Source organism: Pseudomonadota bacterium, from assembly GCA_026388275.1.
Lineage (GTDB): Bacteria > Desulfobacterota > Syntrophorhabdia > Syntrophorhabdales > Syntrophorhabdaceae > JAPLKB01.
In genome coordinates this window covers 13,689-26,823 of sequence record JAPLKB010000008.1, presented here as the reverse complement: position 1 = coordinate 26,823, position 13,135 = coordinate 13,689, and the positions used below count along the sequence as shown (strand labels likewise).

General features: G+C 40.7%; 16 protein-coding genes. 6 read left to right on the top strand and 10 right to left on the bottom strand.

Annotated elements, in window-relative coordinates:
• Positions 1–14: 14 nt before the first annotated feature.
• The 5 genes from NT010_01270 to NT010_01250 are packed head-to-tail and all read left to right on the top strand — an operon-like array spanning position 15 to position 4,784.
• Entirely contained in the window at positions 15–1,286 is a 1,272-nt protein-coding gene (locus NT010_01270; protein MCX5804685.1) for a hypothetical protein, read from the top strand.
• Complete coding sequence (locus tag NT010_01265) at positions 1,283–1,414, top strand: hypothetical protein (protein ID MCX5804684.1); 132 nt, start codon at positions 1,283–1,285, stop codon at positions 1,412–1,414. The genes NT010_01270 and NT010_01265 overlap by 4 nt, the downstream gene beginning before the upstream one ends.
• Entirely contained in the window at positions 1,411–1,980 is a 570-nt protein-coding gene (locus NT010_01260) for a 2-oxoacid:acceptor oxidoreductase family protein (protein MCX5804683.1), read from the top strand. Before NT010_01265 ends, NT010_01260 begins: the two co-directional genes overlap by 4 nt.
• 15 nt (positions 1,981–1,995) lie before the next feature.
• Positions 1,996–3,801, top strand: a complete 1,806-nt coding sequence (locus tag NT010_01255) for a thiamine pyrophosphate-dependent enzyme (GenBank protein ID MCX5804682.1) — start codon at positions 1,996–1,998, stop codon at positions 3,799–3,801.
• The gene (locus tag NT010_01250; protein MCX5804681.1) at positions 3,777–4,784 is read left to right on the top strand and encodes a glycosyltransferase family 2 protein; all 1,008 of its coding nucleotides are present in this window, start codon (positions 3,777–3,779) and stop codon (positions 4,782–4,784) included. The genes NT010_01255 and NT010_01250 overlap by 25 nt, the downstream gene beginning before the upstream one ends.
• 17 nt (positions 4,785–4,801) lie before the next feature.
• Here the strand turns inward: NT010_01250 and NT010_01245 are convergent, their stop codons facing one another.
• Positions 4,802–5,017 (bottom strand): dodecin family protein, encoded by a 216-nt coding sequence (locus NT010_01245; GenBank protein MCX5804680.1) that lies wholly within the window; start codon positions 5,015–5,017, stop codon positions 4,802–4,804.
• A 212-nt stretch (positions 5,018–5,229) separates the two neighbouring features.
• Here NT010_01245 and NT010_01240 point away from each other — a divergent pair, with 212 nt between their 5' ends.
• On the top strand, positions 5,230–5,655 hold the full coding sequence (locus tag NT010_01240) for a PaaI family thioesterase (protein ID MCX5804679.1): 426 nt from the start codon (positions 5,230–5,232) through the stop codon (positions 5,653–5,655).
• Positions 5,656–5,679: 24 nt separating this feature from the next.
• Here NT010_01240 and tsaB read toward each other — a convergent pair whose 3' ends face one another.
• From tsaB to rpsB, 9 genes are all read right to left on the bottom strand, one after another.
• Positions 5,680–6,369 (bottom strand): tRNA (adenosine(37)-N6)-threonylcarbamoyltransferase complex dimerization subunit type 1 TsaB, encoded by a 690-nt coding sequence (gene tsaB / locus NT010_01235; protein MCX5804678.1) that lies wholly within the window; start codon positions 6,367–6,369, stop codon positions 5,680–5,682.
• Complete coding sequence (gene rseP / locus NT010_01230) at positions 6,359–7,426, bottom strand: RIP metalloprotease RseP (protein MCX5804677.1); 1,068 nt, start codon at positions 7,424–7,426, stop codon at positions 6,359–6,361. The genes tsaB and rseP overlap by 11 nt, the downstream gene beginning before the upstream one ends.
• Positions 7,427–7,444: 18 nt before the next feature.
• Entirely contained in the window at positions 7,445–8,650 is a 1,206-nt protein-coding gene (gene dxr / locus NT010_01225) for a 1-deoxy-D-xylulose-5-phosphate reductoisomerase (GenBank protein MCX5804676.1), read from the bottom strand.
• A 6-nt stretch (positions 8,651–8,656) separates the two neighbouring features.
• Entirely contained in the window at positions 8,657–9,454 is a 798-nt protein-coding gene (locus NT010_01220) for a phosphatidate cytidylyltransferase (GenBank protein MCX5804675.1), read from the bottom strand.
• Positions 9,455–9,549: 95 nt separating this feature from the next.
• Entirely contained in the window at positions 9,550–10,263 is a 714-nt protein-coding gene (locus tag NT010_01215; GenBank protein MCX5804674.1) for an isoprenyl transferase, read from the bottom strand.
• Between the two features lie 8 nt (positions 10,264–10,271).
• A complete protein-coding gene (frr, locus tag NT010_01210) occupies positions 10,272–10,829 on the bottom strand; it encodes a ribosome recycling factor (protein MCX5804673.1) in 558 nt (185 codons plus the stop codon).
• Positions 10,826–11,539, bottom strand: coding sequence for a UMP kinase (pyrH, locus tag NT010_01205; GenBank protein ID MCX5804672.1), 714 nt, complete (start codon positions 11,537–11,539; stop codon positions 10,826–10,828). The genes frr and pyrH overlap by 4 nt, the downstream gene beginning before the upstream one ends.
• A 1-nt stretch (position 11,540) precedes the next feature.
• Positions 11,541–12,146, bottom strand: coding sequence for a translation elongation factor Ts (gene tsf / locus NT010_01200; protein ID MCX5804671.1), 606 nt, complete (start codon positions 12,144–12,146; stop codon positions 11,541–11,543).
• Positions 12,147–12,160: 14 nt separating this feature from the next.
• Positions 12,161–12,949 carry a 30S ribosomal protein S2 gene (rpsB, locus tag NT010_01195; protein ID MCX5804670.1) on the bottom strand — a complete coding sequence of 263 codons (789 nt, stop codon included), beginning with the start codon at positions 12,947–12,949 and terminating at the stop codon, positions 12,161–12,163.
• Positions 12,950–13,135 lie beyond the last annotated feature (186 nt).

Sequence of the window (13,135 nt, the reverse complement as noted above, 5' to 3'; positions counted from 1 at the left end):
AGAGGATATAGACCATGTATAAACAGATATGTAGATTGCTCATAGATAACGGTGTGCGGCTTATTTATACGACAAACAGGGCTGTGGGGCAAACCCTTGAGGCTTTAAAAAAAGAAAACACTGCTTTTTATTCAGAAGTTTCAATAAATGAAAAAATAGCATATGAGCTTGCTTTGACAGGCGGCATGGTTGCTAAAAAGACTGCATGCGTTTTTTCAACAGAAGGATTTTATGAAGCGTTAGACCCCTTGATGAGTTCTGCCTACACCGGCACAGTCGGCGGTTTACTTATCCTGTGTCTTCAGGAAACTGACGAGGAAGTGACGCCCATGGGGCTTTTTTCGAAATTACCCCTTATAATAGCAGAAGGACCTGTTGCGCTGGCCCGCTCCGTGGAGTTCGGATATTATCTGTCAGATAAGTACGAAATTCCCGTTATTATCCAGGCGACACTCGATGAAGGGGGCTTTCAAGGTTCAAGATTCAAGTTTCAAGTTGCGGAGAATGAAGACTCAAAATTCATAAGTTATTATCCCGACACAATTGGAACAACTCAAAAATCAAAATTTGTTAAAAATCCTGCACGCTGGGCAGCCACGCCAAAATTCAGATACCAGTTGCATAAACTGCTCAACGAAAAGACAGAGAAAATCCGTGCAGAATTTGAGCGATATGAAGGGAATATTCTCAATATTGTGCCGGGAAAGACAGGCGTTATTACTAATAAACGTTCATATGCCGAATTTTACGGGGAAGACACAAGTGTTTTATATATCTCAACAGTTTACCCGTTGCCTACAAAACTGGTGGATACTTTTATAGAGCATATGGATAAGATATTCGTGATTGAAGGGGAATATCCGGCTATTGAATTGCAGATACAGGACAGGACAAAAATAATAGCAGAACACATAGGAGTTACTCCTGAGAGGGAAAAGCCGGAGGAGATCATGTATGGCTTCGAGGTGGTACGTGATACACTTGGCGGCGCATCCTCAATCAGTATGGCGCACGGTATTAAAAAAGCCGATCCTGATAAAAAAATTCTTGCCGTGACCTTTGAAGACCACTTCTTTCATTCAGGAATGCCTGCTTTTGTAAATATCCTTTATAACAATTCATCTTTTGTACTTTTAATCATGACAAACGAAAGAGAGGATGAGATTAAAAAGATCATTGAAGGTTGCGGGTTTCACAACTTTTTTCATATAGAGAACATTTCAGAAATAGAACGTTTTTACAATGCAGATGATTTGACAGTCCTTTTCTGCAGGGGGATATTATGATGATGCAATTAAAAATTAAGAATGATGAATGTAAAATTGAAAACCCTGAAATTCATTTCACGCTTTACGCCTGTCCTTGCTTGGCAAGGGCTCCACGCTTCACGTTTTATTATCGGGAGGCAATGTGAAACTCGAGATCGTTTGTGCAGGCATAGGCGGAAGAGGTGTACTCCTCGCATCTACAATCCTGATAGAAACGGCAATCAACGCAGGGCATCATGCGCTGGCATCAGATGAATACGGTATGAGTCAAAGAGGGGGCTCTGTTGTTTCACTTGTTAAGATCGGAGATTTTAAAAGCCCGCTCATCGGGAAAGAGAATGCCGACATACTACTTGCCTTTGAGGAAAGTGAATTTTACCGCAACCTCGGCTTCCTGAAAAGAGGCGGTTTGACAATCGTTAATACCGGAAAGGACAGACTGCCTGCAGAAGTTGACGCCATGCTTTTAAAAAGGAACATCACGTACCTTTCTGTCAATGCTGATGATATTGCAGCGGAAAAAAACATGCTGCAGGCATCCAATATGGCTCTACTTGGTTTCTTTTCTTGTCTGGCCGTTGAACCATACAGCGCTCAGAGCATAAAAGAAACAATAAGGAAAAGGACGAAGGGAAAGTTTTTAGAAAAAAATATGGAGATCTTTGACTCGGGTTATGCAATTGCTCAAGACAGAAATATTCGGGAACATTAACCATATGGAGGTTTTGTGATAAAAGAAGTCGTTATGGAAGTAATGATCGGTAATTATGCAATAGCAAGAGGCCTTGTAGAGGCAGGATTAGACCTTGCAGCAGCATATCCCGGAACGCCGAGTTCAGAAATCATACCGGGTATCATAGAATTTAACAGGAGAGAAAAGGGCAATATCCATACAGAATGGTCCGTCAACGAAAGATGTGCCCTTGAGGCAGCTTTTGGCGCAGCATCGGCAGGTAAAAAGGCTGCCTGTATGATGAAACAGGTGGGATTGAATGTTGCCTTCCCGCCGCTTTTAAGCGCAAGAAGAAAAAAGTTAAGGGGAGCCCTGGTAATAGTATCGTGTGATGATCCGGGACCGCAATCTTCACAGACTGAACAGGATACACGGCTTCTTGCTACGTTGTTTGATATCCCGGTCTTTGACCCGGCTTCACCGAAAGAAGCATCTGATGTTGCATATTCTGCGTTACAATATTCTGCTGAAAAACATACACCGGTGATATTGAGGTCTACCCACAGGGTAAGTCATGCAAGAGAAGCAGTCCCGCTCTACCCTTTTGGAGAAAGGCCTATTACACACATTGAAGAGATAAACGCTCCGGACCCTATGCCTGCCAAACTTGGCATTGTTGCTTCGGGCATGAGCTATTCTATTGTTTCGGATGTAATATCAGAGCTTGGCCTTGAAGCCCTGGTCCCTGTTTACAAAGTTGTTAAAATACCGCACGCCAGATCTCCTGTACCCGGTCATGGATTAAATGGTCTGGAACAACAAAACGAAAATCTTGAATTTGATAAATTTATTAATAACATGGACAAAATATTGGTGATCGAGGAAACGGACAGTGTTCTGGAAGTACTTATTGAAAATGGAAATAAAGTTTATGGAAGATTAAACGGTTATGTCCCGGATGCCGGTGAACTGACCTATGATATTGTGAGAAGCGTAGTTGAAAGGATAACCGGAGATTTAGAGATAAGTACAAACATATTTATGCCTGATCCTCTGATAGACGAATCGCTGAAAGGCATACAGGTCTCACCGAGACCTCCAAAATTATGTGCCGGTTGTGCACATAGAGCATCGTTCTTTGCAATGCGACAGGCATACCCTGAGGCTATTTTTCCCGGTGATATCGGGTGTTATACTCTTGGTATTTCTCAAGGGGCTGTAGATACCTGTCTCGATATGGGCGCCGGAGTTACTATGGCTTCGGGTTTTTACAATACTGTTTATCAGGACAGGGAGGTCATACCTATTCTTGCTTCTGTCGGGGATTCAACATTTTTTCACGCCTGCCTGCCTCCCCTTTATGACGCAGTCAAAAAACAAAAACGTTTTATACTCGTTATTATGGACAATGGCACCACAGCAATGACAGGAATGCAGCCGAATCCGCAGACAGGCATTATGGCAGACGGCACACAAGGCCGCCAGGTGTTGATGGAGAATATCATAAAGGGTTTTGGTGTTACATTTTTGAGAATTCTTGATCCTTATGACATACCCAATATGATAAACATAATAAAGGAGGCAGAGGCATATATCGGCAAAGACGGTAATGGCCCTGCAGTAATCATTGCCAGAAGGGAGTGCCTGCTTCACACAAAGGAAAAATTTGCAGGCGTGTTTGACAGGGCGGTTCTGGAAGAGGGATGTATTGGATGCAAGCGTTGCATAAAACTTTTTGATTGTCCTGCAATGTTGTTTAACGATGAAAAACATAAAATTGTTGTTGATGAAGGTCTCTGTGCGGAATGCGGGATGTGTCTTGTTGCCTGCAGCATATGCAGGCCGGAGAAAAAGGTATAGGTATCAGGCAAAACCCGGTGCTTTCCATTATTATAATAACAAAAGATACGGAAGAACTTCTCAAAGATCTTTTATCTTCAATTAAAAAAGATAAATCCCTGGAGCCGTTCTTAAAAGAGGTAATTGTCGTGGATAACGCATCTGCCGACAGGACCGCTGACATGGTTAAGAAAGAGTTCCCCGGGTTGTTATATATCAAAAATGAGAAAAATGAAGGGTTTGCTGCTGCTGTCAATAAAGGCTTGTCTCGTGCTGCCGGTGAATATATGCTCTTTTTGAATTCCGATACGCTTCTTGTTGAGGGCGAAACAAAAAAGATGCTTAACCTTATGAAAGAAAATCCGGATATCGGGATATGCGGGCCTCAGCTTGTATACCCTGATATGAGGCCTCAGCGCTCTTTTGCGTATGTCCCTTCTCTGGTTTTCGAAATATTTCCCCGTTCACTTATTGAATTTTTATCTCCTGAAGCAATTTCTGCCAGACCTTCTGCATCACAAGATTTGCCAACTATACTTAATGTACCTTCCCTTATCGGAGCTGCTGTCCTGATTAGGAGAAATGTACTGGAGTATCTCGGAGGATTTGATGAAAGGTTCTTCTTCTTCCTTGAAGAAACAGACCTTTGTTTAAGGACAAGGACTATGATGTATGGAAAAGAGGGGAAAACATACAGGGTTGTTTTTTATTCTCATGCAAAAGTTATTCACTTGCAAGGAAAAACAGTTGCAAGAAATTGGGTCCAGGGCAGGATAGAATATAATATCTCTCTTTACAAATTTATCAGAAAGCATCATACTTTTATATATTACACGGCTTTTAAAACTACCAGGTTCATTAAATGCTTCATATTCCTGGTAGTATTCTCAACTCTGCCCTTTTTCCCGGTTAAAGATAAATTAAAGATGTCATATACTTACTATACAAAGCTGTTCCTCTGGCATATTAAGGGCTGCCCGGATAATGCCGGCCTGCGCAGTTAAATAGATGCCGAGCTGTTTTAGCTTTCCAATATAAAGAGCACTTCAAGAGTAACCCTGTACTCAATAATTTTCCCGTCTTCCACCTTGCAGCGTTGATCTTTTACTTTTAAGCCCGTTATGCCTCTCAGCGTTTTGGAAGCCCTTTTGAAACCTACTATTATTGCATCATCAAAACCTTTCGGTGAACTGGAAACCACTTCTGTTATTCTTGCTACTTTGCCGTCTGACCTCATATTTGATACCTCCTGATTTTTTATACAACAAATAAACGAATGTAAAAGGCTAACAAGAAGAATAAGTTGTGTCAACACTAATTTGTTTTATCAAGAGGGTGTATTCAGTTCAAATGCCCCAATAGAATGGGATGCATTATGGTGATGACTGTGTTATCATGATGGCAGGTTATAAGCGACTATTCACAGGTCTGGAAAGGCAGGTACAAGCAATGTATGAAGAACAAATCAAAAATACTTTTAATCAATGTAACGTAGGCAGGTTTATAGGAATAAATGTTTATGAAATAGGGGAGGGATTTGCAAAAGGAAAATTAACAATACGAAGAGAACATATTAATATTTTCGGCAATGTACATGGCGGAATATTATTTACTTTGGCAGATCACGTTGGAGGAGCCTGCGGTAATACTCTCGGCAGGAAGGCAGTGCTTGTTGAATCCTCCATACAGTACATGAAAGGAGCCCTGGAGAATGAAACTGTTTTTGCAGAGGCGGTATTGACATATAAGGGTGCACGGATAGGCAGAATAGATGTAAAAATATATAAAGAAAACATGGAGCTGATAGCAGTTATTCATCAGGTTTTTTTTATAAAAGAGGATGAACATGAACCAAAGGTTGTTGATAATATATAATGGGTGTCCTTGTAATTGCTGTATCTATTCAACAGTAATATTAAACTTAATTTCTGCTTCCGATTTTCTGCAATAAATAGGTTCCAAATAATTTTTACCTGTTATAAATTCACTTTTTAACCCTTCTTTAATCAATGCTTCGCCTGAAATCTTAGAAAAACCTTCTCTGATTATCCGGACATCCCGCATACCGGAAAGAAAGGGCTTACAGAGACCTGTACCGGTTCCAAAGCATATACAAGGTGTTTTTATAATATCCATAAGCTTTTCAGGTCTCATTGAACAATAGTCGGTCAGTCTTTGTACGCATCCGTCAGACACATAATACATGGAAGAAAAGACTTCGCTCTTTTTTGCATCTATCAGCGGAAAAAGATACTGTCCCTCCATAAATGAGAAAGATGATGCAAGTGCATCAAGTGTCGACACTCCAACCAGGGGGATATTGCCGCCCGCATTAAGCCCCTTGCAGAAGGCAATGCCGACCCGTATACCGGTAAATGATCCGGGCCCCAACGTTACAACTAAAAGTTTTACATCATTTATCGTATATCCGTTATTGGAAAGTATGTGGGATATTTCAACGGGGAGTATCTCTGACGGCGCTTTTTTGTTTCTAACATGTCTTTCTTCGATGAGCTTATCATCCATAGACAGGGCAATGCTCAGAAAATCCATGGAGTTGTCTATTCCGAGGACAATTCTATTTTCCAAAAAACATCCTTGTAATATCGTTAAAGAAGGCAAGCGCCATTATGGCAATAAGAATTCCCATACCAACCTTCTGAGAGATTTCAATAAACTTTAGCGAGACCTTTCTTCTTATAACAATCTCTATAATGTGAAACAGGATATGGCCTCCGTCAAGAATTGGAATAGGCATAAGATTGATAACCGCAAGGTTAATACTGATTATTGCAATAAAATATATGAGATTTGTCTTCCCTTCCTTTGCCTGTTTACCGGCCACCTCAAGGATAAGCAGGGGACCGCCGACCTGTTTCGGAGAGATACTTCCCTCTATCAATTTGATAATCCCCACTATAGTTATCTTTGTCATATTATATGTTTGATAAACAGCCTTTACTGCTGCACTGGAAACAGTCTCTTTTTTTATGAAAAACTCATTTGATGCTGCAACACCTATGACATTTCTCTTAATCGTGTCTCCGAAGATGTTTTTGCTTTCCGTTTCCTTCGGGGTTAATGATATATCAAATGATTTTTCATTTCTTTTCACCGTTACCTTTATAGGCTGCGAACCTGTTTGCGCCATGGCATCTGTCAGGTCCGTCCACTCGGAAATACTTTTGCCGTCAATGGCAACAATAGTATCCCCTTCCATAATACCGGCTTTGTAAGCAGGATAATCTTTGTCTACACTCCCCACCTTTGTTGAGAGGACGGAGTATCCGCTCAGAAAGACAATGTAGAAAAGAACAAGGGCAAATAGTATGTTAAAAAAAGGACCTGTGAAGGCAATGAGAATTTTCACAAAAGGCGGTTTATCCGAATATGACCGGTTTTTATCTTCCTCTGGTACTTCTTCTCCGGGCGCTTCGCCAAGCATTTTTACATATCCGCCAAGAGGGACGGCTGATATGGCATATTCTGTCTCGCCCTTTTTGAAACTCAGGAGTTTTTTCCCGAAGCCCAGTGAAAATGACAGAACCTTTACGTTTGCCCACCTTGCAACAAGAAAATGACCAAGCTCATGCACAAGTATCAGGAGGCTCAGTGCAATAAAACCATAAATTATGTTAATAACCATATTATTAACCTCTCATATTTAGTTTCTGTCTGGAAAAGATCCTTTTTTGCCCTGGTGTGTGTCAATTTGTCGACCCTTGACCCTTCCCTTTATTATTTCTTCCGTATATCTCTTTGTCCAATTATGTATTTCCCATATGGTTTCAATATCTTCAATTACCGGCAATGCCGGATGATGCTCAAGAGCCTCTTCTATAAAAACGGGGATATCAATAAATCGGATCCTGCCTTCTATAAATGCTTCGGAGGCAACCTCGTTTGAAGCGTTCAACACTACAAGGGCGCTATCCCCGGCATGAAGCGCATCAAAAGCAAGCCTAAGCGATGGAAATCTATCAATATCAGGCGTATAAAATGTCAATTTGCACAAATCTTCCAGGTTTAGTCGGAAAGAAGGAAGGTCACGAATCTTCCCCTCGTTGATAGCAAAGGAAATCGGGATTTTCATATCAGGATTTGCCATATACGCAATAAAAGCACCGTCCACACACTCTATCATCCCATGGATAATGCTTTCAGGATGGACAAGAACCCTGATTAATTCAGGTTGGATATTAAACAACCAACGTGCCTCGATCACTTCAAGGCCTTTATTCATTAATGTTGCCGAATCAAGTGTCACCTTGTTCCCCATTTTCCATGTAGGGTGATTAAGGGCTTCTTCCGGCCTCACATGTGCCAGAGATGTTTTTGTGTGCTCTCTGAAAGGGCCCCCTGAAGCCGTGATGGTTATGGTTTTCAACTCATGTCTTCTTATCTTTTTCATAACCTGAAAAAGTGCTGAATGTTCACTGTCAATGGGAATAAGTTTTGACCCATATGCCTTGAGCAGTTTTGAGACAATCCTGCCTGCCATAACAAGACTTTCCTTATTTGCAAGAGCAAGGACCTTCTTTGATTTTAAAGCGCTGATTGTAGGCTCAAGACCGATGCTGCCGGGCATTGCATTTACTACTATATCTTCCTCCATGTTTACTATTTCATTTACCCCTTTTATGCCCGTAAAAAGCCTCTTCCGGTCAAAACGTACTTTTTCCTTTAAAGATTCTTCATAGATACATACATATTTAGGTTTAAATTTATCTATCTGTTCATTCAACAACTCTGTATTACCCTTGCAGGCAAGGCTGAATACTTCAAAGGTATCCCTCTGATTATCTATGACCTCAAGTGTGGCACGCCCTATAGAACCTGTTGAACCAAGTATTGTAATTTTCTTTTTCATATTTCCTTACATACCTGTTAAACGATACATATTGTAAAGGAATGGCGCAGTAAAAATAAAGCTGTCCATCCTGTCGAGTATACCTCCATGCCCTGGAATCAGTGACGATGAGTCTTTTACACCCGACACCCTCTTGCCTATGGATTCAAATATATCACCGAGCTGACCGAGAACACCGGTCAAAAGCCCTATAATAATAGATTTTGTTAAACTTAAACCCGATAACCGGCTTGTCAAAACAATGATGATCATACTGCCGAACATGGCGCCAATCAATCCCTCGAATGTTTTTTTTGGACTGATTTGAGGGACAAGGGGTGTTTTTCCGAAAGTTTTACCTGTAAAGTAAGCGCACGTATCACTTGACCATATTGCAAAAAGCAGGATTAAGGGTAAATAGTTGTTCAGCTCTTTTAGCAGGTAAACATAGAAAAGGGGGAGGATGATAAACGCTTCGCCAATGAGGATGACGGCAACTGTCTTTATGATTTTCTTATTTATGTCCTCTTTCTTGCCTCTGTTTGCTGCAAACTCGGCAAAGAGGTAAATCAGAGGCGATGCAATAAGCCACATGAGATATGCCTGATAGCATTTATAATAGAGAGGGACAAGACTGACGATAATAATGAATAACGGCAGGTATTTACCCGGTATTTTTACCATTGTAATGTATTCGAAGACTGCGAAGACAGCAACTATGGTTAAAAGCGCAAAAAACCATTCAGATGGTAAAATATAAAATAAAAAAGCTGTAAGTGGAGCAAGAAGAATACCTGTAATAACCCTTTTTTTTAATTCTCCCACTTTCTAATTTTCCTTTATGTTGCTGTTATTTAATCTCAAAGACATGCGTCTGTTTTCGAAAGAATGGAGTTCCCTGTCCAAAGCAGTCGGGGAGCTTATTTCGCACTCCCGAATCTTCTTTCTCTCCTGGCAAATGCTTTCAAAGCCTCAACATATGCTTCTTTTCCGAAATCAGGCCATAATGTGTCCGTCACATAAAGCTCTGTATATGCAATCTGCCAGAGCAGAAAGTTGCTTATTCTCATCTCTCCGCTTGTCCTTATTAGCAGATCAGGGTCAGGTATTTTCCCTGTATATAGATACCTGGAGAAAACATTTTCGTTGATCCTTTTAACATTTCCTTTTTTTACATCTTCCAGAATCAACTTAACGGCATTTACTATCTCTTCTCTTCCGCTGTAGCTTAAGGCTATGCTGAGTGTAAGCGATGCATTCCCGGCTGTTTTATCCATAACATCTTTTATCTGATGTTGGAGTCTCTTTGGAAAATCCCCTAAATTTCCTACTACATTAAACCTTATATTTTTATCCATCATAAGGGGCAATTCGTTTTGAAGATAAACACCCAGAATCTCAAGCAATCTCTTTACTTCCACTTCGGATCTTGACCAATTCTCTTTGGAAAAAGCATAGAGTGTCAGAAAGGGTATTTTGAGGTTTCTTGTCTCAGTAATAACATCCCTGACAGACTCCATCCCCTGGAGATGCCCTTCTACTCTCGGAAGGTTGCGGAGTTTTGCCCACCTGCCGTTTCCATCCATTATAATGGCTACATGGGTTGGAAGCTTACTGCTCTCGATATTTTGCATTGGAGGTATCAGACTTCCAGGATTTCTTTTTCTTTATCAACGTAAATCTTTTCTGCCATCTGTATATATTTATCTGTAATTTTTTGGATATCCTCCTGATTTTTGTGGAGATCGTCCTGAGACAGGAGTTTGTCTTTTTCCATCTTCTTCAGTTTTTCATTCATATCCCTTCTGACATTTCTTATGGCAACCTTTGTGCTTTCGAGCATCTTCCCGCCAAGTTTTACCACCTCGCGTCTGCGCTCTTCCGTCAGTTTAGGAAATGAAAGGCGTATCATCTTACCGTCGGACATAGGATTGACCCCGATATCCGATTTCTGGATTGCCTTTTCTATTTCACCTATGATAGATATTTCCCAGGGCTGTATTGTAATGGTTCTGCTGTCCGGCGCTCCTATTGCTGCAACCTGGTTTAAGGGTGTGGGCTGGTTATAGTAGCTAACCCGAATATCTTCGAGAAGAGAGACAGATGCTACACCTGTTCTGAGTTTAGACAGGTCTTTTTTGAACGTGGCGAGTGATTTGTCCAGTTTATCTTCAAGCTCGTTTATAATCTCGCTTTTCATAGTACCCCCTTGACAATTGTTCCGATATTTTCTCCCAGAATCACCTTCTTCATATTATCCTTTTTCTTTATGTTGAACACAATAATAGGCAGGTTATTTTCACTGCAAATGGTTATAGCTGTTGCATCCATTACTTTTAAACCTTTGTTCAACACATCAGAATAAGAAATTTCCTTAAAAAACAAGGCATCCTTGTATATTTCAGGGTCTTTATCGTATACACCGTCCACTCTTGTGGCCTTAAAAATCACCTGGGCTCCAACCTCCAGAGCCCTTAATGCAGCAGCAGTATCTGTAGTAAAAAAAGGGTTTCCTGTGCCACAGGCAAAAATAACAACTCTGTCTTTTTCGAGATGCTCTAAAGCCTTTTTTTGTGAGTATGGTTCTACAATACCCCTTATTTCCAGTGCACTCTGGACCCTTGTGGAAATATGCAATTTCGTAAGCGCTTCCTCGATCGCAAGAGCATTCATTAGAGTTGCAATCATGCCCATGTAATCGCCTGTCACTCTGTCAACACCCTGTTTTTCTGCCTTGCCACCCCTATATATATTTCCTCCACCTATTACAACGGCAATTTCAATGCCGAGATCTGAAATATCTCTGATCTGTAGACATATCTCTCTGACCGTATCGGGGTCAATGCCAAAACCTTCACCCCCTGCAAGGATCTCACCGCTTAATTTTAGAAGAATTCTGCTATAGGACATGTTATCCTTCGACTGTCTCACCAAGTTGAAATCTCACAAACCTCCTGATAACAATATTCTCTCCCAGCTTTATAACAAGTCCTTCAAGAAGTCCTTTTACCGTTATATCAGGGTTTTTAATAAAGGACTGATCAAGGAGGCATACCTCCTGATAATATTTTTCCATCTTTCCTTCCGCAATTTTATCAACAATCTTCTCCGGTTTGCCTGAGTCAAGGGCTTGCCTGCGGTATAATGCCTTTTCCTTTTCCTTTACTTCCTCGGGAACATCCTCCCTATTTATATAAATAGGAGTTGCAGCCGTAATCTGCATTGCAACATCTCTTGCAAAATCTTGAAACTCATCTGTTTTTGCAACAAAATCTGTTTCAGAGTTCACCTCTACCATAACGCCTACTTTTGAACCGGCATGTATATAAGAGGCTATAACGCCTTCTGATGCAGCCCTGCCTGAACGTTTCTGAAGTTTTGCAAGACCTTTTTCCCTTAAATAATCAATAGCCTTTTCCATATCGCAGTCTGAGTGCTTTAACGCCTCTTTGCAATCCATCAGGCCTACGCCTGTTTTCTCTCTCAATTTTTTAACGTGTTCTGCTGTTATTTCCATCAGATTCCTCCTTACTAAATTTCCTCAAGATCATCATCATATTTTTCTTCTAGTATACTTTCGTCTATGAAAGGTTTAGGCTCTTCTCCGTTCTCATCTTTACCCTGGAATTCCTCTACATACAATGCCTTCCCTTCGAGAACTGCATCTGCAATTTTCATAGTGATGAGTTTTATAGCCCTGATTGCATCATCATTTCCGGGTATGATATAATCAATGTCGTCAGGATCACAGTTTGTATCAACGATGCCAATTGTTGGAATGCCAAGTTTTCTTGCTTCTTTTACAGCAATATATTCTTTCTTAGGGTCTACTACATAAACAGCGCCGGGCAGCCGATCCATGCCTTTTATACCGCCGATATTTTTTTCAAGTTTCGCAATTTCTCTGTCGATGCCTATCGCTTCTTTTTTAGAAAGGGCTTTTATAATGTCACTCCCTTTTATTTCTTCATATTTTCTTAGTCTTTCGAGGCTTTTTTCCATAGTCTGAAAGTTTGTCATTGTTCCGCCAAGCCATCTGGAATTGACATAATACGTGCCGCATCTTTTTGCTTCTTCCTTGATTCCCTCCTGGGCCTGCTTTTTAGTGCCAACGAAAAGAATGTATTCATTCCGGGAAGCTACTTCCCTGACAAAATTGTATGCTTCCTTAAACATTTTTAATGTCCGCTGAAGATCAATAATGTAAATGCCATTTCTCGCACCGAAAATGTAAGGTTTCATTTTAGGATTCCACCTTTTTGTCTGATGTCCGAAATGGACGCCTGCTTCCAGTAACTGTTTGATTGTTAAATTTGACATTTATCCTCCTGGTTTATACTTCCGCCTTTCGCATTTTGGCAATAGACAGATTTACTGCACCCTATTTCCAATTGAAAGGCGTGCTAATTTGAATGCACGTATTAAATATCACATGATTTCAAATATTTCAATAGAAAATGTTCATAATAGGCATTCTGCCGAAGGCTGTGAAAAACATCTGTGTAC

What these genes read in the sequence shown, in the direction of transcription:
- NT010_01270 (MCX5804685.1), top strand. Translation starts at nt 15, where the DNA reads ATGTATAAACAGATATGTAGATTGCTCATAGATAACGGTGTGCGGCTT.
- NT010_01265 (MCX5804684.1), top strand. Translation starts at nt 1,283, where the DNA reads ATGATGATGCAATTAAAAATTAAGAATGATGAATGTAAAATTGAAAAC.
- NT010_01250 (MCX5804681.1), top strand. Translation starts at nt 3,777, where the DNA reads ATGCAGGCCGGAGAAAAAGGTATAGGTATCAGGCAAAACCCGGTGCTT.
- NT010_01245 (MCX5804680.1), bottom strand. Translation starts at nt 5,017, where the DNA reads ATGAGGTCAGACGGCAAAGTAGCAAGAATAACAGAAGTGGTTTCCAGT.
- NT010_01240 (MCX5804679.1), top strand. Translation starts at nt 5,230, where the DNA reads ATGTATGAAGAACAAATCAAAAATACTTTTAATCAATGTAACGTAGGC.
- rseP (MCX5804677.1), bottom strand. Translation starts at nt 7,426, where the DNA reads ATGGTTATTAACATAATTTATGGTTTTATTGCACTGAGCCTCCTGATA.
- dxr (MCX5804676.1), bottom strand. Translation starts at nt 8,650, where the DNA reads ATGAAAAAGAAAATTACAATACTTGGTTCAACAGGTTCTATAGGGCGT.
- NT010_01215 (MCX5804674.1), bottom strand. Translation starts at nt 10,263, where the DNA reads ATGCAAAATATCGAGAGCAGTAAGCTTCCAACCCATGTAGCCATTATA.
- frr (MCX5804673.1), bottom strand. Translation starts at nt 10,829, where the DNA reads ATGAAAAGCGAGATTATAAACGAGCTTGAAGATAAACTGGACAAATCA.
- pyrH (MCX5804672.1), bottom strand. Translation starts at nt 11,539, where the DNA reads ATGTCCTATAGCAGAATTCTTCTAAAATTAAGCGGTGAGATCCTTGCA.
- tsf (MCX5804671.1), bottom strand. Translation starts at nt 12,146, where the DNA reads ATGGAAATAACAGCAGAACACGTTAAAAAATTGAGAGAGAAAACAGGC.
- rpsB (MCX5804670.1), bottom strand. Translation starts at nt 12,949, where the DNA reads ATGTCAAATTTAACAATCAAACAGTTACTGGAAGCAGGCGTCCATTTC.